The organism is Streptomyces sp. NPDC005820, assembly GCF_040630255.1.
Taxonomy (GTDB): Bacteria; Actinomycetota; Actinomycetes; order Streptomycetales; family Streptomycetaceae; genus Streptomyces.
The window spans coordinates 1-23,073 of record NZ_JBEXXE010000088.1 but is presented as its reverse complement, the minus strand read 5'-3'; the positions used below and the strand labels follow the sequence as shown (position 1 = coordinate 23,073).

Here is a 23,073-nt window from a genome sequence, read left to right as displayed (position 1 = left end):
CTCCTCCGCCTTGCAGCCGGACGCACCACACCCCGCTCAGGTCGGCCGAGAGGCCACGTCGGCTCAGCCGACCTGATCCAAACGACAGGCCCTGGTCAGGCCGGCTCCGCGTCGGTGACGGCCGTCGTGTCCGTGCCCGGCTGTGTGTCGTCGGCCCCGGGGGGCGTCTCGGTGCCGTTGTCGTCGTCGTTGTCGTCCTCCCGCCGCATTGCCCGGGCCAGTTCCCTGGCCCTCTTCTCCGAGTTCAGCCTCATCTCGGCCTCGGCCCGCTCTTCGAACATGTTCTCCTCCTTCGAGCTGTGCAGTGTCGACCGGGAACACGGTGTATCTGTGACAGTGGTTTCGCAGCACGCGCAGATGTCACAGATCCCGGGACGGCCTGGTCGTAGTGAGTGACGACACCATCGATCGGAGTGAACAGTGGCTCTCAACGAACGACGTCTTTCCACCATGGTGCTGGTGATCGGCACCGGAGGTGCCGGGTTGCGAGCAGCCATCGAGCTGGCCGAAGCCGGCATGGACGTCCTCGCGGTCGGCAAACGTCCAAAGGAGGACGCCCACACGGCACTCGCCGCCGGAGGCATCAACGCCGCCCTGGCCACCATGGACCCCGAGGACAGCTGGCAGCAGCACGCGGCCGACACCCTCAAGGAGAGTTACCTGCTGGCCGACCCGCACACCGTCCAGATCGTCACCCAGGGCGCGGCCCGCGGCATCGACGACCTGGAGCGCTACGGCATGGCCTTCGCCAGGGAGGAGGACGGCCGGATCTCGCAGCGCTTCTTCGGCGCGCACAGGTTCCGGCGCACCGCCTTCGCCGGCGACTACACCGGCCTGGAGATCCAGCGCACGCTCATCCGGCGCGCCGACCAGCTGAAGATCCCCGTGCTCGACGGTGTCTACATCACCCGCATCCTCGTGCACGACGGCGCCGTCTTCGGCGCCTACGGCTTCGATCTCACGAACGGCACGCGCTACCTGATCCACGCCGACGCCGTCATCCTCGCGGCGGGCGGCCACACCCGTATCTGGCGGCGCACGTCCTCACGACGCGACGAGAACACGGGTGACTCCTTCCGGCTGGCCGTGGAGGCCGGTGCCCGACTGCGGGACGCCGAGCTGGTGCAGTTCCATCCGTCCGGGATCATCGAGCCGGAGAACGCGGCCGGCACCCTGGTCAGCGAGGCCGCCCGGGGCGAGGGCGGCATCCTGCGCAACGCGCTCGGGGAACGGTTCATGAGCCGCTACGACCCCGTCCGCATGGAGCTGTCCACCCGCGACCGCGTGGCTCTGGCCGCCTACACGGAGATCAAGGAAGGCCGCGGCACCCCCAAGGGCGGCGTCTGGCTCGACGTCTCCCATCTGCCGCGGCAGACGATCATGACCCGGCTGCCTCGCGTCTACCAGACCCTGCTCGATCTGCAGATGCTGGACATCACCCGCGAACCGATCGAGATCGCGCCCACCGCGCACTACTCGATGGGCGGCGTGTGGGTACGCCCGGAGGACCACAGCACCGACGTCCGCGGGCTGTACGCCATCGGCGAGGCCTCCAGCGGGCTGCACGGCGCCAACCGGCTTGGCGGGAACAGTCTCATCGAGCTCCTGGTCTTCGGCCGCCTCACCGGCCGGGCGGCCGCCGCCTACTCGCAGTCCCTGACCGCGCAGCCGCGGTCGGCGGCGGCCATCGCACAGGCGCGCGCCGAGATCGACGGCCTCCTCACGGCCGACGGACCGGAGAACGTACGCGCCCTGCAGCGCGCCCTCCGCAACACCATGACCGAGCACGCCGGGGTCGTACGCGACGAGGAAGGCCTCCGGGCCGGACTGGCGGAGCTGGAAGTGATCGAGAAGAGGATGGAGAACGTCGGCGTCCACCCGGACATCGCCGGCTACCAGGACCTCGCGCACGCCTTCGACCTCAAGTCCGCCGCGCTGGCGGCCAGGGCCACCCTCGAAGCGGCACTGGAGCGTCGCGAGACCAGAGGCTGCCACAACCGCAGCGACCATCCCGACCTGGACCCCGCTCTGCAGGTCAATCTCGTGTGGTCCCCGACGACCGGTGTCACGCGCGAGAGCATTCCCGCCATCCCCGACGAGATCTCATCGCTGATGCAGGACGTCTCGACCGAGGGCAAGCTCGTCGAATGACGAGTAGGAGGGGGTTGAGCACAGGAGCCGTCGGCAACCCGAATGCGCTGATCCTGCGGCCTTACGACGCAATGCTTCTGCGACCTTGATATTGCTACGCTCCCTGCGGGCGGTGGCAATGGCGAACGAAAACCTCCGGAGACAGCTGCACGGCCGGCACGGCGAATGCGCGGCGCTCGATGAGCTGGCATCCGGCGTGGAGGCAGGGCACAGCGCCGTGCTGGTGGTGCGCGGAGAGGCCGGTATCGGAAAGTCCGCCCTCCTGGACCACCTGGCGGAACGCGCTTCCGGGCACCGGATCGCCCGGGGGTCGGGGGTCGAGTCCGAGATGGAGCTTCCGTTCGCGGGCCTGCATCAGCTGTGCGCTCCGTTCCTCGGGCGACTGGAGCGCCTGCCCGGTCCGCAGGCCGAGGCGCTGGCCACGGCGTTCGGGCTGAGCGCGGGGCCACCGCCGGATCGCTATCTGGTCGGTCTGGCGGTGCTCGGCCTGCTGGCCGACGTGGCCGTGGAGGAACCGCTGTTCTGTCTCGTGGACGACGCGCAATGGCTCGATCGAATCTCCGCACAGACCCTGGCATTCGTCGCGCGGCGCATGCTCGCGGAACCGCTCGCGCTGGTGTTCGCCCTCCGTGACTCCCAGAGGCAGCCCGAATTCGCCGGCCTGCCCGAACTCGTGCTCGCGGGCCTGCATGACGGCCATGCCCGCGCGCTGTTGGATTCGGTGACCGGAAGACCGGTGGACGAACAGGTCCGCGACCGGATCGTCGCCGAGGCTCGGGGCAACCCGCTCGCCCTGCTGGAATTCCACCGCGGTCTGACCGCGACGGAGGTGGCCGACGGGTTCGGGCCGCCCGAGCCGGGACCTGTGGCCGCCCACATCGAGCAGAACTACCTCCGGCAGGTCCGCTCCCTCCCGCCGGCCACGCGACGACTGCTGCTGACCGCCGCCGCCGAGCCGGTCGGCGACGCGATGTTGTTCTGGCGCGCGGTGGAGCGACTCGGCATCCGGCCGGAAGCAGCCGACGCGGCACAAGCCGCCGGCATGATCGACATCGACACGCTGGTGCGCTTTCGGCATCCCCTGCTGCGCTCCGCGATCTACCGCTCGGCCGACCTCGCCGAGAGACGTGAAACCCACCGCATCCTGGGTGAGGTAACGGATCCCGCGCTCGATCCCGACCGCCGCGCATGGCATCGCGCCCTGGCGGCCGTGGGCCCCGACGAGGAGACCGCCACCGAGCTCGAGTCGTCGGCCGGGCGGGCCCAGTCCCGTGGCGGCACGGCTGCCGCCGCGGCCTTCCTGGCCCACGCCACCATGCTCACCCCGAAACCGCGGCTCCGGGCGACGCGCGCCCTCGCCGCGGCGCGGGCGAAGCTTCGAGCCGGTGCGCCCGATGCCGCGCAGGAGCTGCTGGCGGTCGCCGAAGCCGGACCGCCGGACGAGCTGCACCACGCCCATGTGGATCTCCTCCGGGCGCAGATCGCCTTCGCCTCGAGCCGCGGCAACAAGGCTTCTCCTCTTCTGCTGGCCGCCGCGCGCCGCCTCGTCCCGCTCAACGCCGGCCTCGCTCGGGAAACCTTCCTGGACGCGATCCTCGCCGCCCTGTACGCCGGGAGCCTCGGAGGACGCTCCGACGTATGCGCGGTGGCGACCGCCGCACGCGAGATCCCGCCCGCCGCCCGGCCGCCGCACAGCGCGGACCTCCTCCTGTCCTCCCTGGTCCTCAGGTACACGGAGGGGCACGGTGCCGCAGCCTCCGTCGCGAAGGACGCGCTGTCCTCGTTCGACTGGGACACCGATGTCGGGGCAGTGATGCGGTGGTGCCGGCTGGCCACGGCGGTCGCCGGCGACCTGTGGGACGACCGGCGCTGGTCGGAGCTCGCCACCCGCCATGTACGGACCGCCCGTGCCGCCGGCGCCCTGGGCGAGCTGCCCCTGGCCCTCAGCTCCGCGCTCCTCCTCCACACGTTCACCGGCGAACTGGACACCGCCGCGTTGCTCCTCGCGGAGATCGCGGCGGTGAACAAGGCCGTCGGCGACGGTTTCATTTCGTACGGCACGCTCGGTCTGGCCGCCTGGCAAGGGGACGAAATCCTGGCCGATGCGCTGATCCAGGCCAAGGCGAAGGACGCCGTGATCCGTGGAGAAGGCATCGGCGTGACCGTCGCGCAGTGGGCCGGAGCGGTGCTCTACAACGGCCTCGGCAAGTACGACCAGGCCTTCGCGGCGGCGAACCGGCCGGACTGGACCGCACAGGACGGGCCCTCCGCCAACTGGGGACTGACCGAGCTGGTGGAGGCGGCGGCGCGCAGTGGTGAGCGCCGTACGGCCGTTGCCGCGCTGGAGCGGTTGGCCGAGGTGACGGACGCGGCCGGTACGGAGTGGGCGCTGGGTGTCCAGGCGCGCTCACGTGCGCTGGTCAGCGAGGGCGGCACTGCCGAGGGCCTGCACCGGGAGGCGATCGAGCGGCTCGGCCGGACCCGGATGCGGGTCGAACTGGCCCGGGCCCATCTGCTGTACGGAGAGTGGCTGCGCCGGGAGAACCGTCGCAACGACGCCCGTGCGCAGTTGCGGGCCGCGCATGACATGTTCTCCGGGTTCGGCGCCCGCGCCTTCACGGAACGCGCGGGCCGCGAGTTGCAGGCCACCGGGGAGAAGGTGGCCAGACGCAGGATGACCACCGGGGCGGCGCTCACCCCTCAGGAGGCGCAGATCGCGCGCCTCGCCCGGGACGGGCTCACCAATCCCGAGATCGGGGCGCAGCTGTTCATCAGCCCTCACACCGTCGAATGGCACCTGCGGAAAGTGTTCGCCAAACTCGGCATCACCTCACGCAAACAACTGCGCACCACACTCGACGCCCGGCCGGCCACCACGACCGAGACCTGACCGAGAACGCCGGCGCGGAAAGGCGTCAGCGGTGGTGTTCGCCGGTGTGCTCCTCGTACTCCCGCGCGGTCGGCTTGGCGATCTGCGCGCTCTCGCCGTAGAACGTACGGCTGAGCCGGCCGCGCAGGCGCCGGGCAGGACGGGAGCGGGCGTCCGGGGCCTCCTCGTCGCCCGCCGGGCAGGCAGCGATCGGTTGGTACTGCACATGCTGGGTGAGCGTGTGGAGTTGCTGTCGGCCGAGCGGCTCGTGCACCTCGATGAACTCACCGTGCGGCAAACGCTTGATGATGCCGGTCTCGCGGCCGTGCAACACCTTGTCGCGGTCTCGGCGCTGGAGGCCGAGGGCCCAGCGCTTCGTCACGGCGTAGGCGACGGGCGGCACGATGAAGAGGCCGATCCGAACCGCCCATGTCACCGCGTTGACCGAGACATGGAAGCGGACGGCGACGATGTCGTTCGCGGCGCCGATCAGGGCCACCAGATAGAACCCGATCCAGGCCACCCCGAGTGCCGTTCGCACCGGGCGGTTTCGCGGTCGGTCGAGGAGGTGCTGCTCACGGGCGTCGCGGGTCACCCAGGACTCGATGAACGGGTATGCGCCCATGGCAAGGAACAGACCGACACCCACCACCAGCGGAATCAGGTTGTCCAGGGCCAGGGTGTGCCCCCAGAAGGCGATCTCCCAGCCGGGCATGACCCGCAGCAGCCCGTCGGCCACGCCCATGTACCAGTCGGGCTGCGAGCCGGCCGAAACCTGGTCCGCCCGGTAGGGGCCGTACAGCCAGATCGGGTTGATCTGCGCGACCGCGGCCATGGCGAAGATGACACCGGTGACCAGGAAGAAGAACCCGGCGGACTTCACCGCGCGCACGCTCACCGGCACACCCACCACGTTCGTGTCGGTCCGTCCCGGGCCCGGATACTGCGTGTGCCGGTGGTGGAGCATCAGCAGCAGATGGGCGACGAGCAGGCCCACCATGAGGGCAGGGATGATCAGCACGTGGATGGTGTGGAAGCGCGCCACCAGGTCGTCCCCCGGGAACTCGCCTCCGAAGAGGAACATCGAGAGGTAGGTTCCGACGATCGGGATGGACAGGAGTGTGCCGTTCACGACCATGAGTCCGGTCCCGGACAGCAGGTCGTCCGGAAGGTCGTATCCCGTCAGTCCTCCGAACATCCCGAGGATCAGCAGCAGGAATCCGAAAACCCATGTGAGTTCGCGGGGCTTGCGAAAGGCTCCGGTGAAGAAGACCCGCATCATGTGGGCCAGCATGGCGGCGACGAGGACGAGCGCCGCCCAGTGGTGGGCCTGCCGTATCAACAGGCCGCCACGGACGTCGAAGGAGATGTGCATGGTCGAGTCGAAAGCCTCCGACACCAACTGGCCGCGCAGCGGCGCGTAGCCGCCCCTGTACTCCACCACGTCCATCGACGGATGGAAGTACAGCGTCAGGTACACGCCCGTGATGATGAGGATGACAAAGCTGTAGAGGGCTATCTCTCCCAGCATGAACGACCAGTGGTCCGGGAAGGCTCTTCGTGCTCTCTTCCTGATGAGGCTGTAGACACCCAGGCGCCCGTCAGCCCATTCGGCGACCCTTTGGCCCTTGTTCCCGGGGCGCGCGGCGCTTTCCCGGCTCCCGTCATCCATGTCTCGACCACCATTTTCCTCGGGTCGGCGGGCTTGCTTCCACCCATAAGACCGGGCGCGCGCCGTGGGTGTGACACGCATGGCGGCAGATCGCGGCATCAAACCGTGTCACAACGTCGTGGTGGATGAAGCCTCTCCCGGGCCTTGGCCCGGCGGGCTCCGCATCGCCTCAGCGCACGGCGTTCGCTTTCCGTCGTACCGCCCCAGATGCCTTCCACGTGCCCGACCAGCAGGGCCCAGTCAAGGCACTGCTTGACGACAGGACACCGGGCACAGACCGTCTTGGCCGCGTCGACCTGGGCGAACGTCAGACCACTGACGCCTATGGGGAAGAACAGATCAGGGTCCTCCACGTGCAGGCAGGCGGCCCGCTCGCGCCAATGGGTTGCGTGGTCTCCTCGTTCAGCAGCAGTCATGGGAAGTCAACCTCCGCGGTTCGGAATTCCGGTGGTTCAGCGCGTCGACTGCAGGATCACCACGCACAGACCGGTCAGCCCCACGACGATGAGGGTCATCGCGGTCAGCGTGCCTCTGAGCCATCGCCGGACACGGACGCGGTGCTGCTCCTCCACCACGCCGATGCTGTCGGTGATGTGCTCCGTCACCATGCGGGCGACGTAGGTCTGCTCCTGGAGATACCACCTTTCGATGTCCGTCTTCTGCTGCTGGGTCAGCCCCGGTGCGTGTGCGGTGAAGTCCGCCACGCGCTGATGCGCCGCTTGCAGATGCGCCTGCTGATAAAGGAAGTCCTCGATGTCGGTCAGGCCTCGCGTGGCTTCTTCGCTCGCGTCCATGGTGTGCTCCCGAGGGAATGCAGGGCGGATCCCACACACTGGGCTTCATCTCACTTGGACCGGGCAGCTCACCCCGCTGTGACACGCCCATGGCCCTGGCCGGCGCCCTCGCCTGTCACAGTCCTCCGGGTCGTCCGGTCTCCATGGTGTCGACTACGAACCAGAGGGAATCATGCGTGAGATTGTGATCGTCGGTGGTGGCTACGCGGGCTTCTACACCGCATGGGGCCTCGAGAAGTCACTGCGTACGGGAGAGGCGCGGGTCACGGTCGTCGACCCGCGTCCCTATATGACCTACCAGCCCTTCCTGCCGGAGGTGACGGCCGGATCGGTCGAGGCGCGGCACGCCGCGGTGTCGTTGCGTCGGCACCTGCACCGCACCCGGCTGATCGCGGGGAGCGTCACGGAGATCCGCCATGCGGACCGCGCGCTCACCGTTCGGCCCGTGAACGGGGCCGATCACGAGCTCCGTTACGACACCCTCGTGGTCACGGCCGGCGCCGTGACCCGCACCTTCCCCGTACCGGGGCTCGCGGAGCAGGCGATAGGCCTGAAGCACGTGGAGGAGGCGGTGGCCATCCGCGACCGGCTGCTGACCGCGTTCGACCAGGCGGCGTCGCTGCCGCCGGGCGACGAGCGGCGCAAGCTGCTCACCGTCACGTTCGTGGGCGGCGGGTTCTCCGGCGTGGAGGGCTTCGGCGAACTGCTGTCGCTGGCGACCGCGCTGCTCAGGTCCTATCCGGAGCTGCGTTTCGAGGAGCTGTCCTTCCACCTGGTGGAGGCCCGGGGCCGGATCCTGCCCGAGGTGGGCGACAAGCCCGGTGCCTGGGTGGTGCGGTCGCTGGAAGGCCGTGGCGCGCACGTCCACCTGAACACCCATCTCGTCTCCGTGGAGGACGGGCACGTGGTGCTCTCCAGCGGAGAGGAGTTCGACTCCGCGCTGATCGTCTGGACCGCCGGCAACGCCTCCAACCCGGTCGTGCACAACCACACGGACCTGCCGGTCGACGAGCGGGGGCTGCTCGTGGTCCGCCCCGATCTTCGCGTGGGCACCGCCGCTGAGCCGGTGGCCGAGGTGTGGGCGGCCGGGGACGACGCCGCTGTTCCCGACCTGGCGTCGCCCGTGCCGGGGGCGCGCACGGTGCCCAACGCCCAGCACGCCGTCCGGCAGGGCAGGCGTCTGGCGAAGAACATCGTGGCCGACCTGCGGGGGCGTCGCCTCCGCGACTACCGTCACAGCAGTCTGGGAGTGGTGGCGACACTGGGACTGGGACGTGGCATCTTCCAGTACAGGAACATCGTCATCAAGGGACTGCCCGCCTGGCTGATGCACCGGGGCTATCACGTCCTGGCGGTGCCCACCTGGGAGCGCAAGGTCCGCGTTCTCACCGTCTGGCTCACCGCGTTCCTGTTCGGCCGGGATCTGGTCTCCCTCGTCTCGGTGCAGCACCCACGGGACGCGTTCGTCACCAGTGGCGATGCGCAGGTCTCCCCCGTCAGGAGGCCAGTGTGATGGTCGTCGGTGTGCCGCCCCAGGCCATCCTCGCGTAGGGGCACAGCGACTTCGCCTTCCTCAGGAGCGGTGCGGCGGTCTCGGGATCGATGCCCGGCCACCGGACCGCCAGCTCGACCCGCAACAGAGGGCCGCCGTCTCCCGGGTCCCGCCCGAAGGCCACGGTCACCGCCACGGAGATCTTGGCGGCGTCGAGCGCGGCCTGTCGTGCCACCAGGCTCAGCACCCCGTGGAAGCAGGCCGCGAAGGCCGTGGCGAACAGCTGCTCGGGGTTCGTCCCCTGTCCGTCCCCGCCCAGTTCGGCGGGCAGGCCGAGGTCGAGGTCGAGGACACCGTCGGCCGAGCGGGCGCGTCCCGAGGCCCGGCCGTGCGCGGCCGTCCCCCCGTGAACCGTCACCGTCGTGGTGTACAAGGGGGCGAAGAAGTCGCCGTCGAAGTCCCTCTCGGTGGACAGATCGGGCCACCGGATCGGCTCCGTCATCGCCCGCCCCCCGCACCGTGACCGACCGCACCGCATGCCATGTCCCGTCCACCTTCACATCGTGGGAAGAAGACCCGCGTTCCAGGTAGCCAGTTGACCGGCCGGTAACCCTCGATGTGACACCGACGGCGAAAACGCCTCAGCTGTCCAGTGAAGCGACGTACGGTGTCAGTTTGGCGGGGTTCATGACCCACATGATGCGTTCGATGCCCCGTACGGAGGTCGCGACGCACAGCAGGGCGACCGCGTCCTGCCCGGCGGAGACCAGGACGGCGGGCCTGCCGTTGGCCTCGACCCACCGTATGCCCACCCCGGGCCAGAAGCGCGGTGCGAAGGCGGCGAGGTACTTGGAGACGTGCGAACGACCGATGACCGGGATCTTGGACGCGCCGCGGATCCCGCCGCCGTCGGAGTAGCTCACCACGTCCGTCGTCAGAACCTCCTCGAGCACCGCCAGATCGCCGGTCTGCGCCGCCGCGAGGAACACCTCCAGCAGGCGCCGGTGCGTGGTGGAGTCGACCGGTTCCCCGCGTTCCGCGGCCAGATGCCTGCGGGATCGGCTCACCAGCTGGCGCGCGTTGGACTCGCTCGTCTCCAGGATGTCCGCGATCCGCCGGTAGGGGTAGTCGAAGGCCTCCCGCAGCACGTAGGCCGCCCGTTCCGAGGGGTTCAGGCGTTCCAGGAGGAGCAGAACCGCGAGGTCGAGCGCCTCCGCCCGTTCCGCGCCCAGCTGTGGATCCGCGGTGGTGTCGACCGGCTCGGGAAGCCACGGCCCCACATACGACTCACGCCGCATCCTGGCGGACTGGGCCAGGTTGACGGCCAGCCGGACGGTGACCGTGGCCAGGAAGGCCGCCGGCTCGCGGATGTCGGTGCGGTCGGCGGTCTGCCAGCGCACCCACGCCTCCTGGACGATGTCCTCGGCCTCCACCGCGCTGCCGAGCACGCGGTACGCGATGCCGAACAGCTGGGGACGCACCGTGACGAAATCCCTTGTCGCCCGGTCGAGAGATTCGGTGTCATGGTGTGCGCACACAGTGTCCTCCAACAGTGGATCACCATGTTACAAGCCCACCCTCCCGGGACGCCTGTCAGCCCCGTCCCAGGCGCACGGCCGGCACGGCGGGATCGGTCCCCAGTAGGAGAAGTGGGCCCGGATACGGTCCGCGTCCGCCGACGGCACCAGGCTGGACGAGGAGGACGCCGGCGGGCGCGAGCGCCTCGGCCGCGGCAGGCCACAGGGCCCGTCGCGAGGCCGGGTGAAGGCAGGCGATCGTGTTGTGGCACACGGCGACGTCCGCCACCTCGCGCAGCCCGGCCTCGTCGAGGGTGCAGGGGTGCACGGTGACCCGCGACCTCAGGCCGGCGGACAGCGAGGCCAGGCGGGTCATCAGCGCAGAGCGCATGGAGCGTGCGGGTTCGACGGCGTGCACCGGAACGTGTGACAGCTTCAGGCTCATCAGTGTGACCCGTCCCTTTCGCCACACCTGTTGTCGAAGGGTACATACCCACCAAGACCGCCCGTGCTTCCCGCGTCTGACACCGAGTCGGGCCTGCCGCGTCACGGGCGGTCCGTCGCCACCGGCGCGTCGTGGCCGGCGCGGATGACGGCGATGACGGTGGCGGCCGTGTGGTCGAGGTGGGTGCGCCCGTCCGGGAGCCGGGACTCCGGGCTGATGTAGCTGTGCGGCCCGAGGTGGGTGGCCGGGTCGAGGCGATGCACGGTGATCTTCCCGGCGCGGCGGGCCCGGTTCCATCCGCTCCCGCGGAACAGCCGCCATCGCTGCGGGAAGATCCAGGTGCCGACCCGCTCGATCCGGTCGTACGCGCTGGTGAGCTGGTGCAACTGCGTGGCGTGGGCGAGGTCGTTGGCGCCGTTGTGGAAACCGCCCAGGGTGATCAGCAGGAGCGGGCAGCGCAGTCGGGCGTGCAGGGCGTCGACCGCGCCCGTGGCGACCTGGGCGCCGCCGCTGTAGCTGAGCAGCACGACGGGGATGCCGCTGTCGGGCCGATAGCCGGCGAGCCGCAGCTGGTCGGCGATCTGGGAACCGACGGCCCGGTTGTACAGCGGGCGGTACCGGTGGTCGGCGGCCACGAAGACCTGCATGACGTTGTGCAGGAACAGCAGCAGCCCGACACGGCGGCGCAGCCATGCCCACACCGGCCGGTCGGAGAGCGGGTCGGCCAGCGGCGAGTAGGGCTGCACCTGCCCCAGCACACGCAGCTCCGGCGCTCCGGCGAGCAGCGCCCTGACCAGCTGGCCGCCGTCCCGCGTGTCGCGGACCCGGCGCTTGCCGATACCGTCCAGGTAGACCAGGTAGGCCTCCGGGGGACGGTCGGCGGCGGCGCCCCGGGCATAGGGCACCCCCTCGGGGAGTTCGGTGGTGGGTGCCCGCCAGCCGGCGCCGTACGCCAGCACCTCGTAGCGGGCCAGCAGTGCTTCGGCGAGCAGGACCGGGCCGATCGCGAAAACCCAGAGCAGATGGCCGTTCATGCGATGGCCTCCGGTGGTGCCGTGGTCGCGCTGATCCGCACGACCAGGCGTCGGACGCCCTCCACGGTGATGCCGAGGACTGCCCCGGCGACCGCCACGCACCCCGCGGCGCCCCACCAGCCCAGCTCCGTGGCCTGGGCGAGCGGGCCGGCCAGACCGGCCCCGACCCCCACGAAGAGCACCAGATGGAGGAAGGGTCCGAGCAACGGGAACGCGAGGACGGCGGAGAGCACCAGCGGGGCGACCAGGCTCGGCGTCCACATCAGGGCGTCGGCCGGCGGTGAGGGGGACAGCACCAGGTCGGCCAGGGTCCACGTGGTCAGCGGCCACAGCGCGAACACGGCGGCTTCGACCAGGCCACCGGCGAACAGCAACCCGGCCACGAGGGGCCGCGCCATGCCGGGGCGGCGCGCCACGAGCGGCAGGACGCGCCCGGCGGCCTCCGACACCCCGGCGCACAGCAGCAGGACGACGACGGCAGATGACATCGCTCAGGCCCGCCGCATCGGATCGGTGGCCGCCTGCCCGCCGGCCGGGCCGGCCGTACGCAGATAGCGCTCGAGTTCGTCCACCGCGTGCCGGTACCCGCCCGCCTCCCGCTGGGCGGCCCGCAGGGTGGCCGCGGCTGCCCGGAACCGGGGCTCGTGGAGCAGACGCCGGGCGCTGCTGCGCACGGAGCCCCTGGTGATGTCCTGGGGCCGGATCGACAGGCCGGCGCCCAGCTCGACCACGCGACGGGCCACCAGCGGCTGGTCGGCGCCCAGCGGGACCACCAGCAGGGGAACCCCGGCGTACAGGGCCTCGTTGACGCTGTTCATCCCGCCGTGGGTGAGGAACAGCGCGGCGCGGGCCAGCACCTCCGGCTGCGGTACGGAGCGCAGGGCGAGGACGTTGACCGGCAGCGGGCCCAGCGCCTCCGGATCGGTCTGCCCGGTGGAGACGACCACGGTGCCGCCCAGCGGGGCGAGCTCGGTGGCGAAGGTGCGCAACAGGCGTGGGTCGGCGTTGAACACCGTGCCCAGCGACACGTACGACACCGGGTCGTTCAGCCGGTCGGCCGGGAAGGCCGGGTCGACCGGGCGGGCGCCGATGCTGGGGCCGACGAACCGGTAGGACGCGTCGAGATCCTCGACTCCGGGCTGGAACGCGCGCGAGGTGTAGACCAGGTTGAGCGGCGCCCGGATGTTCCCGAGGTCGATCAGAGGCAGTCCGCGCGCCTCGTGGCGGCGGTGCAGCTCTCGGCGCGCCCGCACATAGCCCTGGACGTTGCGGGGCCGGGCCGCGGCCGCGGCCAACAGCTCCCACGAGGCGCCCGTGGGGCTGGGGACCCGCCGGTTGTAGGCGAACGTGGTGAACGAGGACGCGGCCGGCACCCGGAGTTCACGGGCGGCCATCGCGCCCCACAGACAGGCGTTGTCGTGGACGATCAGGTCGGGTCGGATGCCTCGCAGGTCGTCGAGCACGGTGGGCAGCAGGTGTACGGCCGTACGCGCGAGCGCCTCGACCATCGTGACCGGCGTCGGCGGATCGGGGAGCGGTTGGTCGCCCCCGGGGTAGAGGCGCACGGTCGCGCCGGTCGCCTCGATCTCCCCGGCGAACTCGGGCGAGGTGTGGTACGAGACGGAGTGGCCGCGCCGAACGAGCTCGGCCACGACCGGCAGCGTCGGATTGATGTGCCCGTGCATGCCGATGTTGAGGAACGAGATGGTACTCACAGGCCTGCCCCCAGTGCGGAAGGAGTCGATGGGTCGCCCGGTCCGGTCGAGGACGCCGGGGGGCCGTCGGCCCGGTACAGGCCCGGCCCGCTGATGTGCAGGTCGTCGAGAAAGCGCCCCGCCGCGTGGGAGGCGGTGCTGATCAGCCGTTTGGTGTGGCCGAAGTCCCAGGGGGCCGGCCAGGCCTCGACGCCGGTCGGCAGGACGACGGTCGGGATGTGCCGGGACACCTCGTGCAGGTCACGCTCGATCTGGTGGTGCAACAGCAGCAGCCCGGCCCGCGCGGCGATCGCGGTGGCACTTCGGCGTGGAACGGTCGGGCTCAGCGGCGAACTCTCCGGCCCGGTGGCCACCACCACCACACTGGCGGCCCCCGCCTGCCTGGCCGCCAGCACCGGAACGTAGGCGATGACCCCGCCGTCGACGAGCGTGCGGCCCTCGCGGTCCACCGGGGGCAGCATCCCGGGGACGGCCGCGCTGGCCAGCAGCGCGGACTCGAGGTCGCCGTGGTCCAGCAGGACCTGGGCACCGGTGGCCAGGTCCATGGCGACCGCGGTGAACGGAACCGCCAACTGCTCGATCCGCGGCGGGAGTCCGGCCCCTGCGATCAGTCGACGCAGGCCACGGTCCGTGAAGACGCTGGTCCGTGAGGACAGGTGGCCGAGGGGGTACACATGGCGTCGGCGCAACCGGGTCCACACATGGTCCAGCCACGGGGCGGCATGGTGCGGGTGGGCTGCCGCGATCGCCCCGTTGAGGGCGCCCACCGAGGTTCCGATGATCATGTCCGGGACGAATCCACGCTGCTCCAGCGCGTATCCGACCCCGACATGCGCAGCGCCGAGCACACCGCCGGCGCCCACCACCACGGCCACGGGACGGGGGAGGGAGCTCAGGCCCGTCGACGCGGAGTCCCCGACGCCTTTCATGATCCACCTCTCCCACCGTGTCACATGGAGTTTCGGATCAGCCGAACTGGCCGGGCTGGTAGTCCCCCGCAGGCTGCTGGTTGATCACGTTGACGCGGTTGTAGGCGTTGATGACGGCGATGAGCGAGATCAGGGCGACGAGCTGGTCCTCGTCGAAGTACTTGGCGGCGCTCACCCAGGCCTCGTCGGTGACCCCGCCGGCCGCGTCGGCGATCCGGGTGCCCTGCTCGGCCAGCTCCAGGGCGGCGCGCTCGGCGTCGGTGAAGCAGGTGGCCTCCCGCCAGGCAGCGACCAGGTGGAGGCGCTGGGCGGTCTCGCCGGCGTGGGCGGCGTCCTTGGTGTGCATGTCCGTGCAGAAGCCGCAGCCGTTGATCTGGCTGGCGCGGATCTTCACCAGCTCCTGCGTCGCGGCAGGCAGCGTCGAGTCCGAGACGGCCTTGCCGGCCGAGTTGATGTGCCTGAGCACCTTCGCGGCGAGCGGGTGCCCGAAGTAGTTGACACGCGATTCCACGGTGATCTCTCCTCATGTGGCGGAAACACACCATTGACCGGGGAACCCTGCAATGTGTGACACGAAGTCATGTGTGACGTGTGTCTCAGCGAGTCTCCGGCAGTACCCGCTGCCCGGTGCAGCCGTTTTGACATCACCGCCGGACTTCCACCATGCTTCCATTAATTCATTAGTACAAGCATGGTGGAGCCCAGGAAGGCGACGTTGATCGAGTACCGGATCGACCGGGGCAGCGGCGTACCGGCCTACGTGCAGATCGTCGAGCAGACCGAACGAGCACTCCGCATGGGCACCCTGCGGGTCGGCGACAAACTGCCCACGGCCAAGGAGGTGGTGGCGACCACCGCCATCAACCCCAACACCGTGCTCCGGGCCTACCGCGACATGGAGCAGGCCGGTCTGGTCGCACTGCGGCGCGGCCTGGGGACCTTCGTCACGCGGTCACTCGCCCGGCCCGGCGCCGAGGACGACTCGCCGCTGCGCAGGGAGATCACCGACTGGGTGGCCCGCGCACGGGGCGCGGGACTGGAGCGGGCCGATGTCCTCGCCCTCGTCACAGCCGCCCTGGACGCCCACGACAACGAGCACGACAGCAAAGCCCCGGGCGACCGGGAACGAAAGGAGGACGCATGACCGGGTCTGACACGCCGGCCGCGCTGTGCGCCACGGGACTCGGCTTCCGGTACCGCAAGCGCGGCAACCCGGCCCTGCGGGACTGCGGGTTCACCGTGCCCGTCGGCCGGATCACCGCCCTCGTCGGACGCAACGGCGCCGGCAAGAGCACCCTGCTGCACCTGGCCGGCGGACTGCTGCGCCCCGGCTCCGGGGACCTGCGGGTGCTGGGCACCGCACCGGGCACGTCCGAGGCCCGTGCCCGGGTCGCCCTGCTCACCCAGGACAAGCCGCTCTACCCCCGTTTCACCGTGGCGGACACCCTGCTGATGGGCGAGAAACTGAACCCCTCGTGGGACCGGACCACCGCCGAGCGGATCGTCCAGGAGGGCGGCATCCCGGTCCACGCGCACGTCGGCGAACTGTCCCCCGGACAGCGCACGCGCGTCGCACTCGCCCTGGCTCTGGGCAAGCGGCCCGACCTTCTGCTGCTCGACGAGCCGCTGGCCGACCTCGACCCGGTGGCCCGGAGCGAGATCATGGCGGGTCTGATGGCCGAGGCCGCCGAAAGCGGCATGAGCATCGTGCTGTCCTCGCACGTCCTGCCCGAACTCGAGGAGACCTGCGACTGGGTGCTGGTCCTGCGGGACGGCCGCGTCGAACTGAGCGAGGACACCGAGGCACTGCGCGCGAGTCACACCGTGCTGACCGGCCCCGCCGACCAGGCCGACGCCCTCACCCGAGAGCACACCGTCGTACAGAGCCGTACCGCCGGCAGACAGCTGACCGCCCTGATACGGCAGCGCGGACCGCTGCGCGGCGAGTGGCACGTCGAACGGCCCGTACTGGAGGACATCCTGATCGGCCATCTCCAGGCAGGCGCCCCGGAACACCGCGCTCGCGCCGAGCGGACGGAGGAGGCGGCGTGAAAGGCTCCCTCTGGCTCGCATGGCGTCAGCAGCGCGTGCCGGCCGGCATCGGCGCGGCCGCCCTGCTCGCCGTCGCCGCGATCGCCGCGTACTGCCGCTCGGGCATGCTCGACGCCCTGCGCAGCGGTCTGTTCGACCACTGCGGCACCGGGCCGCTGCAGTGCACACGGTCCGACTCCGGCCTGCCCCTGCTGCTGGACGTCGAGCCGCTGACGTACCTCGGGGCGCTCAACATCGCCCTGCCCGTCGTCATCGGCGTCTTCTGGGGCGCCCCGCTCCTGGGCCGCGACCGGGAACTGGGCACCCACCGCATGGTCCTCGCCCAGGGCGTGAGCCGCGGTCAGTGGTTCGCCTCCCGGTTCGCCCTGGCCACGGCGACCACGATCACCCTCTCCGGCCTGCTCGCGGGGGTGTTCGCCTGGTGGTGGCGACCTGCCGCCGACCGGAGTTACGGCCTTTTCTGGTACGACGTCACAGCCCTCAGCGGCTCGGGGCCCCGCGTCGTCGCGGCCGCCCTGTTCGGCCTGGCGACCGGCACCCTGCTGGGCCTGCTGGCCCGCCGGGTCCTGGCGGCGATGGGCCTGACCCTGCTGGTGACGGGGCTGACGACGCTCCTGCTGGAGTGGACGCACCGGACCCGGCTGCTGGTCGCGCCGCACACCTACGTCAGCGCCGGCGGCGTCCCCAAGGCGCCGATGGGCGAGAAGTGGTCGACCGGCACCTACGGCCTGATCACCGCCTCCGGCCGCCACGACGACGTGCTGAACTGCCCCTACCCCTCAGGCGCCGAGCTCAGGGAGTGCATGGCGGCGCACGGATACGTCGCGCGCTTCTACGAGGCCAACCCGGCCGGTGACTACTGGGCCTTCCAGTGGACCGACACCGCCGTCCTCGGCGGCCTCGCCGCTCTGCTCACGGTCGTCACCGTGCTGCTCCTGCGCCGCCGCATCTGACCGCGGCGGCCCCGCCCGAACACATCCCCTTTCGCACGGAGGTCGCTTCGCCATGCCCGCCGACGCCAAGTCACCGAAGAAACTGCGCAACAACCGCACCGCCCTCACCCACAAGACCGGTTACGCCCTGCGCCACCCCGGCCGTGTCATCCCCTACCTCCGCCGGGCCGGCCGGGACGCCTGGCTGCGCCTCAAGCACCCCGACCACGTCGGCTACTACCGCGCCGTGATGGCCTCGGACACCCGCCGCAACCCGGAGGCCGCGGTCGGCAGCCGGAGCCACGACCGCTGGCTGGCTCTCGGACAGATGCAGTTCGACTACCTCGTCGAACACGGGCTGCGCCCCGAACACCGCATGCTCGACATCGGCTGCGGCAATCTGCGCGGCGGCTGGCGCTTCATCAGCCACCTCGACGCGGGCAACTACTACGGCGTCGACATCTCGCCCGACATCCTGATGGCCGCCAAGAAGACCCTGGTCGAGCGCCGCCTCCAGGACAAGCTGCCGCATCTGACCATCACCGGCGACCTCACCCTGGACTTCCTCCCCGACGGCCACTTCGACGTCGTCCACGCGCACAGCGTCTTCTCCCACTCGCCGCTGGAGGTCATCGACCAGTGCCTGGAGAACGTCGGCCGGGTGCTGACCGACACCGGGTTCTTCGACTTCACCTTCGACCGCACCGAGGGCACCGAACACCAGGTGCTGCACGAGGACTTCTACTACCGCACCGAGACCCTCCTGGCCCTGGCACGGCGGCACGGTCTGCACGCGCGGTTCATGGCGGACTGGGAGGAGCGTCCGCACGGCCAGTCGAAGATACGGGTCAGCCGCTCGCCCCTGCCCACCGCCTGAGACGGTCCCGGTTCGACATGCCGTCCCACGTGCCCCGCCTGGCCGCGATAGACGGACTCCGCCTGGTGGCAGCGGTCATGGTGGCCGCTTACCACTTCCTCGGGACACCCACCCCGCACTTCTGGGGCCGGACCGAACTCCGGGATCTCGCACCGTTCCTGCACGAGATCAGCCGCTACGGCTGGCTCGGCGTCGAGTTCTTCTTCGTCATCAGCGGATTCGTCATCTGCATGAGCTGCTGGGGGCGGACTCCCGCGCAGTTCACCGTCTCCCGCATCGCGCGGCTCTTCCCCACCTACTGGTGCGCCGTCCTTCTCGTCGTCGCTCTCGTCCTGGTCTCACGGGTGGGCCACTGGCCCGCCGCCACACGGATCGACCCTCGTACCGTCCTGGGAAACCTGACGATGGCTCCGGGGCCGCTGGGACTGGAACTGGTCGACGGAGTCGGCTGGACGCTCTGGGTGGAGGCCCGGTTCTACCTGCTGATGGCCGTGCTCCTCGGTTTCGGGCTGTCCTACCGCCGGGTGGTGGCCTTCTGCGCGGCCTGGCTCCTGGCCGGTGTCATCGCCGTCGACCTCCACTCGCCCCTGCTCGACGCGTTCCTCCTCCCCCGGTACGCGGGTCTCTTCGTCGCCGGGATCGTGCTCCACCTCATGCACCGGTTCGGACAGAGCCTCCTGTTGTGGCTGCTGCTGGGGTTCGCCTGGGCCTACGAACTCACCGTGCTCGAACTGCGGGTGGCCGACCACGCCGGCATGCCTCCCGGTGAGAGCCCGCCCTCCTGGGCCGGGTGCGCGGCCGTACTCACCCTCTGTCTCGGGCTGCTGGCCCTGGCCGGCATCGGCCCGCCGGCCCGGCTGCGCCGGCGTTGGCTGGTCACCGCCGGCGGGCTCACCTACCCCTTCTACCTCGTCCACCAAAGCATCGGCATCCCCTTGGCCAAAGGCCTGCTCCGGGTATGGCCGGGGCTGGGGCCGCTGCCATCGATGGCGGCCTCCGTGATGTTCGTCCTCGCGCTGTCCCTGCTCATCCACACCACGGTGGAGCGACGGCTCGGACGTCTGCTGAGGCACCGTCTGACGCTCGACTTGAAGAAAGGTCACGCATGCCCTCCCGCACGCGGACAAGACGCTCTCGCCCCCGCGTCGCCGTCACGACAGCGGCGGTCGCCGCCGTGGCCGTCGCGCTGACCCTGGCGCTGACCGTCACCACGTACGAACACACCTCACCGCGCGCCGCCCGGGACGGGGCATCGGGATCGGTGGCCGCAGACGTCGACTGCCGCAGGGCGAAGTGCGTGGCCCTCAGCTTCGACGGCGGCCCCAGCCCGACGACCCCCGGGCTGCCGGACATCCTCAGGGCTGCCGTGTACACGTCCGCCGTGGCCGCCGCGGCCGGGCCGCACCAACCGTGCAGTGGCCGCGATCTGCCGGGACCTGGGGCTGGCGCAAGTGCTGTGGAGCGTCACCGCCAAGGACTATGAGACGACCGATCACCTGCACCAGGGGACCGTGCCCGCTGTCCCGGGGATCATCAAGGCGCTCGAAACGGCGCGGCTACACCATCGTCACGGTGTCGCAGCTGCTCGCCCCTGCGAAGGCCCGTCCGGGCATGGTCTACCGGCCCTGAGAGAGCGAGTACCAGTGCTCGTGCAGGGCTGCCGTGTACACGTCCGCCGTGGCCGCCGCGGCCGTGGTCCAGCCGAAGGCGCGGGCGTGGCGCAGCGCGGCCTCGCCCATGCGGGCGGAGCGGGCCGGGTCGTCGGCGAAGGCGGACAGCGCCCGCGCGTAGTCCGCCGGATCGTGCCCCGGTACGAGAACGCCGCTCACCCCGTCCCGTACCGCCACCGGCAGACCGCCCACCTCGGCGGCGATCACCGGGGTGCCACAGGCCTGCGCCTCGACGGCGACCAGGCCGAAGGACTCGCTGTGGGACGGCATGACCAGGACGGACGCCGCCCGGTACCAGTCCGCGAGCCGGTCCTGGACGACCGGCGGCCGGAACAGCACGACGTCCGACACGCCCAGCCGGGCCGCCAGTTTCTGCAGGCCCTCCGGCCGGGCCAGACCGCTGCCGCTGGGGCCGCCCACCACCGGCACCACGAGCCGCTCGCGCAGGCCCGGCCGCTCCTGAAGCAGCCGGGCCACCGCGCGCAGCAGCACGTCCGGCGCCTTCAACGGCTGGATGCGGCCCACGAACAGCGGGATGAGGGCGTCCTGCGGAAGGCCGAGCCGCGACCGGGCCGCGGCGCGCCCGGCGGCGACACCGCGGGCGTCGGGCCGGAAGCGCTCCAGGTCGACCCCGGGGTGCACGACGGCGACCCGGCGGGGGTCGGCGTCGTAATGGTGGAGCAACTCCCCCGCTTCCTTCTCGGTGTTCGCTATCAGCCGGTCGGCGGCCCGTACGACCTCCGCCTCGCCGATCACCCGGGCCTCGGGTTCGGGGGTGTCGCCGTCGGCGAGGCCGGCGTTCTTGACCTTGGCCATGGTGTGCATGGCGTGCACCAGCGGGACGCGCCAGCACTCCGCGATGAGCCGCCCGACATGGCCGGAGAGCCAGTAGTGGGAGTGGACCAGGTCGTAGTGGCCGGGGCGCTCCCCCGCCCAGGCCCGGGTCACGCCGTGGGCGAAGGCGGGGAGGTGGGCGGGCAGGTCGTTCTTGGCAAGGCCCTCGTAGGGACCGGCGTCCACATGCCGTACCAGGACTCCGGGCGCGAGTTCGACGCGGGGCGGGAGCGCGGCCGAGGTGGTGCGGGTGAAGATCTCCACCTCGATGCCGAGGGCGGCGAGGCGCTTGGCGAGTTCCACGACGTAGACGTTCATGCCGCCGGCGTCGCCGGTGCCGGGCTGGTGCAGCGGTGAGGTGTGCACGCTGAGCAGGGCGACCCGGCGGGGGCGGTGCCGGGCGTCGGGCGGCCACGACGGGGGCCGGGCGGCCAGGGTGCCGACGGGGGTACGGCTGAGGTACTGGGTCATCTCTTCGGTCCTCCTCCCGAGGACGGTGCCGAGACGGCCGCCGGCACCCCATGGCTCCTCAGCACTCGATGACGTTGACGGCGAGACCGCCGCGCGCGGTCTCCTTGTACTTGACCTTCATGTCGGCGCCGGTCTCCTTCATGGTCTTGATGACCTTGTCGAGGGAGACGTGGTGCCGCCCGTCGCCGCGCAGGGCCATGCGGGCGGCGGTGACGGCCTTGACCGCGGCCATGCCGTTGCGTTCGATGCAGGGGATCTGGACCAGGCCGCCCACGGGGTCGCAGGTGAGGCCGAGGTTGTGCTCCATGCCGATCTCGGCGGCGTTCTCCACCTGCTCCGGGCTGCCGCCGAGCACCTCGGCGAGTCCGCCGGCCGCCATCGAGCAGGCGGAGCCGACCTCGCCCTGGCAGCCGACCTCGGCGCCGGAGATCGAGGCGTTCTCCTTGAACAGCATGCCGATGGCACCCGCCGCGAGCAGGAAGCGGACGATGCCGTCCTCGTCGGCGCCCGGCACGAAGTCGAGGAAGTAGCGCAGGACGGCGGGGATGATGCCCGCCGCGCCGTTGGTCGGAGCGGTGACGACCCGGCCGCCCGCGGCGTTCTCCTCGTTCACCGCCATCGCGTAGAGCGTCACCCACTCCATCGCGCGGACCGCCGGGTCGCCCTCGCTGCGCAGCGCCCGGGCCGCGGCGGCGGCCCGGCGACGGACCTTCAGACCGCCGGGGAGGATGCCCTCGCGGCCCAGGCCCTTGTCGACACAGGCCCGCATGACGTGCCAGATCTCCAGCAGACCGGCGCGGATCTCCGCCTCGGTGCGCCAGGCCTTCTCGTTCTCCAGCATCAGCGCGGAGATCGACAGGCCGGTCTCCTTGGTGAGGCGCAGCAGTTCGTCGCCGGTGCGGAACGGGTGGGCCAGGACCGTGTCGTCGGGCTTGATGCGGTCCGCGCCCACCGCTTCCTCGTCCACGACGAAGCCGCCGCCCACCGAGTAGTACGTCCGCTCCGACAGCGGCACCCCGTCGGCGTCGTACGCGAAGAGGATCATGCCGTTGGCGTGGTACGGCAGTGAGCGCCTGCGGTGCAGCACCAGGTGGGTCGCCGGGTCGAAGCCGATCTCGTGGGCGGGGCCGATCTCCGCGCCGAGGAGGCGGATGCGCCCGGTGCCGCGGATCCGCTCCACGTCCCGTTCGGCCCGGGCGACGTCGACGGTGTGCGGCTTGTTGCCCTCCAGGCCGAGCAGGACCGCCTTGGGGGTGCCGTGGCCGTGGCCGGTGGCGCCGAGGGAGCCGAACATCTCCGCCCGGACGGCGGCGGTCTGGGCCAGCAGTCCGTCCTGCTTCAGCCGGGTGACGAACATCCCGGCGGCGCGCATCGGGCCGACGGTGTGCGAGCTGGACGGCCCGATGCCTATGGAGAACAGGTCGAAGACGCTGATTGCCACGCCATGCTCCGAGGGTTCGAAGGGGCATGCCGAGCGGTGCCGGGCATGCCCCGTGGGAGGTTGTCGGTTACAGGCCGGGGTAGAGCGGGTGCTTGTCGGCGAGGGCCTCGACCCGGGCCTTCAGGGCAGCTGCGTCGTAGGACGGTTTGAGGGCTTCGGCGATGACGTCGGCGACCTC

22 protein-coding genes and 1 pseudogene are annotated in these 23,073 nt (G+C 70.9%); 9 read left to right on the top strand and 14 right to left on the bottom strand.

Translation table 11 applies throughout. The features are described 5' to 3' along the window. Positions 1-95 precede the first annotated feature (95 nt). The gene (locus tag ABZ464_RS50570; protein WP_359289504.1) at positions 96-281 is read right to left on the bottom strand and encodes a hypothetical protein; all 186 of its coding nucleotides are present in this window, start codon (positions 279-281) and stop codon (positions 96-98) included. Between the two features lie 169 nt (positions 282-450). Here ABZ464_RS50570 and ABZ464_RS50565 point away from each other — a divergent pair, with 169 nt between their 5' ends. Then, positions 451-2,151, top strand: coding sequence for an FAD-dependent oxidoreductase (locus tag ABZ464_RS50565; protein WP_359289508.1), 1,701 nt, complete (start codon positions 451-453; stop codon positions 2,149-2,151). A 118-nt stretch (positions 2,152-2,269) separates the two neighbouring features. Continuing rightward, positions 2,270-5,041, top strand: coding sequence for an AAA family ATPase (locus tag ABZ464_RS50560; RefSeq protein WP_359289502.1), 2,772 nt, complete (start codon positions 2,270-2,272; stop codon positions 5,039-5,041). A gap of 25 nt (positions 5,042-5,066) precedes the next feature. On the opposite strand, the gene ABZ464_RS50555 is transcribed toward ABZ464_RS50560, so the two are convergent. The 3 genes from ABZ464_RS50555 to ABZ464_RS50545 all read right to left on the bottom strand — a co-directional run bounded on the left by ABZ464_RS50555 (position 5,067) and on the right by ABZ464_RS50545 (position 7,486). Beyond that, positions 5,067-6,692 (bottom strand): cytochrome bc complex cytochrome b subunit, encoded by a 1,626-nt coding sequence (locus ABZ464_RS50555; protein WP_359289500.1) that lies wholly within the window; start codon positions 6,690-6,692, stop codon positions 5,067-5,069. A 98-nt stretch (positions 6,693-6,790) separates the two neighbouring features. Further along, positions 6,791-7,108 carry a WhiB family transcriptional regulator gene (locus ABZ464_RS50550; protein WP_359289498.1) on the bottom strand — a complete coding sequence of 106 codons (318 nt, stop codon included), beginning with the start codon at positions 7,106-7,108 and terminating at the stop codon, positions 6,791-6,793. Positions 7,109-7,144: 36 nt separating this feature from the next. Further along, positions 7,145-7,486: a hypothetical protein gene (locus ABZ464_RS50545; RefSeq protein ID WP_359289496.1), complete on the bottom strand. Its 342-nt coding sequence runs from the start codon at positions 7,484-7,486 to the stop codon at positions 7,145-7,147. 172 nt (positions 7,487-7,658) lie between these two features. On the opposite strand from ABZ464_RS50545, the gene ABZ464_RS50540 reads away from it, so the two are divergent. Continuing rightward, positions 7,659-8,999, top strand: a complete 1,341-nt coding sequence (locus ABZ464_RS50540; protein WP_359289494.1) for an NAD(P)/FAD-dependent oxidoreductase — start codon at positions 7,659-7,661, stop codon at positions 8,997-8,999. Here ABZ464_RS50540 and ABZ464_RS50535 read toward each other — a convergent pair. From ABZ464_RS50535 to ABZ464_RS50500, 8 genes are all read right to left on the bottom strand, one after another. Beyond that, positions 8,983-9,480, bottom strand: coding sequence for an Ohr family peroxiredoxin (locus ABZ464_RS50535; RefSeq protein WP_359289492.1), 498 nt, complete (start codon positions 9,478-9,480; stop codon positions 8,983-8,985). The two genes, ABZ464_RS50540 and ABZ464_RS50535, sit on opposite strands and share 17 nt — an antisense overlap. A gap of 139 nt (positions 9,481-9,619) precedes the next feature. Then, positions 9,620-10,516: an RNA polymerase sigma-70 factor gene (locus tag ABZ464_RS50530; RefSeq protein WP_359289506.1), complete on the bottom strand. Its 897-nt coding sequence runs from the start codon at positions 10,514-10,516 to the stop codon at positions 9,620-9,622. A 55-nt stretch (positions 10,517-10,571) separates the two neighbouring features. Then, positions 10,572-10,940: a hypothetical protein gene (locus ABZ464_RS50525; RefSeq protein WP_359289490.1), complete on the bottom strand. Its 369-nt coding sequence runs from the start codon at positions 10,938-10,940 to the stop codon at positions 10,572-10,574. A 101-nt stretch (positions 10,941-11,041) separates the two neighbouring features. Then, positions 11,042-11,974 (bottom strand): hypothetical protein, encoded by a 933-nt coding sequence (locus ABZ464_RS50520; RefSeq protein WP_359289488.1) that lies wholly within the window; start codon positions 11,972-11,974, stop codon positions 11,042-11,044. Next, complete coding sequence (locus tag ABZ464_RS50515; RefSeq protein ID WP_359289486.1) at positions 11,971-12,462, bottom strand: hypothetical protein; 492 nt, start codon at positions 12,460-12,462, stop codon at positions 11,971-11,973. The genes ABZ464_RS50520 and ABZ464_RS50515 overlap by 4 nt, the downstream gene beginning before the upstream one ends. A 3-nt stretch (positions 12,463-12,465) precedes the next feature. Beyond that, entirely contained in the window at positions 12,466-13,689 is a 1,224-nt protein-coding gene (locus ABZ464_RS50510; RefSeq protein ID WP_359289484.1) for a macrolide family glycosyltransferase, read from the bottom strand. Beyond that, entirely contained in the window at positions 13,686-14,618 is a 933-nt protein-coding gene (locus ABZ464_RS50505) for a patatin-like phospholipase family protein (protein WP_359289482.1), read from the bottom strand. Before ABZ464_RS50505 ends, ABZ464_RS50510 begins: the two co-directional genes overlap by 4 nt. Positions 14,619-14,655: 37 nt before the next feature. Further along, positions 14,656-15,129 carry a carboxymuconolactone decarboxylase family protein gene (locus ABZ464_RS50500; RefSeq protein WP_359289480.1) on the bottom strand — a complete coding sequence of 158 codons (474 nt, stop codon included), beginning with the start codon at positions 15,127-15,129 and terminating at the stop codon, positions 14,656-14,658. 180 nt (positions 15,130-15,309) lie between these two features. Here ABZ464_RS50500 and ABZ464_RS50495 point away from each other — a divergent pair, with 180 nt between their 5' ends. The 6 genes and pseudogenes from ABZ464_RS50495 to ABZ464_RS50470 all read left to right on the top strand — a co-directional run bounded on the left by ABZ464_RS50495 (position 15,310) and on the right by ABZ464_RS50470 (position 20,108). After that, on the top strand, positions 15,310-15,762 hold the full coding sequence (locus tag ABZ464_RS50495) for a GntR family transcriptional regulator (RefSeq protein WP_359289478.1): 453 nt from the start codon (positions 15,310-15,312) through the stop codon (positions 15,760-15,762). Next, complete coding sequence (locus ABZ464_RS50490) at positions 15,759-16,670, top strand: ABC transporter ATP-binding protein (protein ID WP_359289476.1); 912 nt, start codon at positions 15,759-15,761, stop codon at positions 16,668-16,670. Before ABZ464_RS50495 ends, ABZ464_RS50490 begins: the two co-directional genes overlap by 4 nt. Continuing rightward, entirely contained in the window at positions 16,667-17,623 is a 957-nt protein-coding gene (locus tag ABZ464_RS50485; protein ID WP_359289474.1) for a transporter, read from the top strand. The genes ABZ464_RS50490 and ABZ464_RS50485 overlap by 4 nt, the downstream gene beginning before the upstream one ends. 52 nt (positions 17,624-17,675) lie before the next feature. After that, a complete protein-coding gene (locus ABZ464_RS50480; RefSeq protein ID WP_359289472.1) occupies positions 17,676-18,479 on the top strand; it encodes a class I SAM-dependent methyltransferase in 804 nt (267 codons plus the stop codon). Between the two features lie 17 nt (positions 18,480-18,496). Further along, positions 18,497-19,669: an acyltransferase gene (locus ABZ464_RS50475; RefSeq protein ID WP_359289470.1), complete on the top strand. Its 1,173-nt coding sequence runs from the start codon at positions 18,497-18,499 to the stop codon at positions 19,667-19,669. Then, a pseudogene (locus tag ABZ464_RS50470) lies at positions 19,585-20,108 on the top strand (hypothetical protein). The gene ABZ464_RS50475 and the pseudogene ABZ464_RS50470 overlap by 85 nt, the downstream one beginning before the upstream one ends. On the opposite strand, the gene mshA reads toward ABZ464_RS50470, so the two are convergent. Further along, positions 20,096-21,454: a D-inositol-3-phosphate glycosyltransferase gene (mshA, locus tag ABZ464_RS50465; RefSeq protein ID WP_359289468.1), complete on the bottom strand. Its 1,359-nt coding sequence runs from the start codon at positions 21,452-21,454 to the stop codon at positions 20,096-20,098. The pseudogene ABZ464_RS50470 and the gene mshA overlap by 13 nt on opposite strands. A 58-nt stretch (positions 21,455-21,512) precedes the next feature. Continuing rightward, on the bottom strand, positions 21,513-22,895 hold the full coding sequence (locus ABZ464_RS50460) for an L-serine ammonia-lyase (protein WP_359289466.1): 1,383 nt from the start codon (positions 22,893-22,895) through the stop codon (positions 21,513-21,515). Positions 22,896-23,073: the final 178 nt, after the last annotated feature.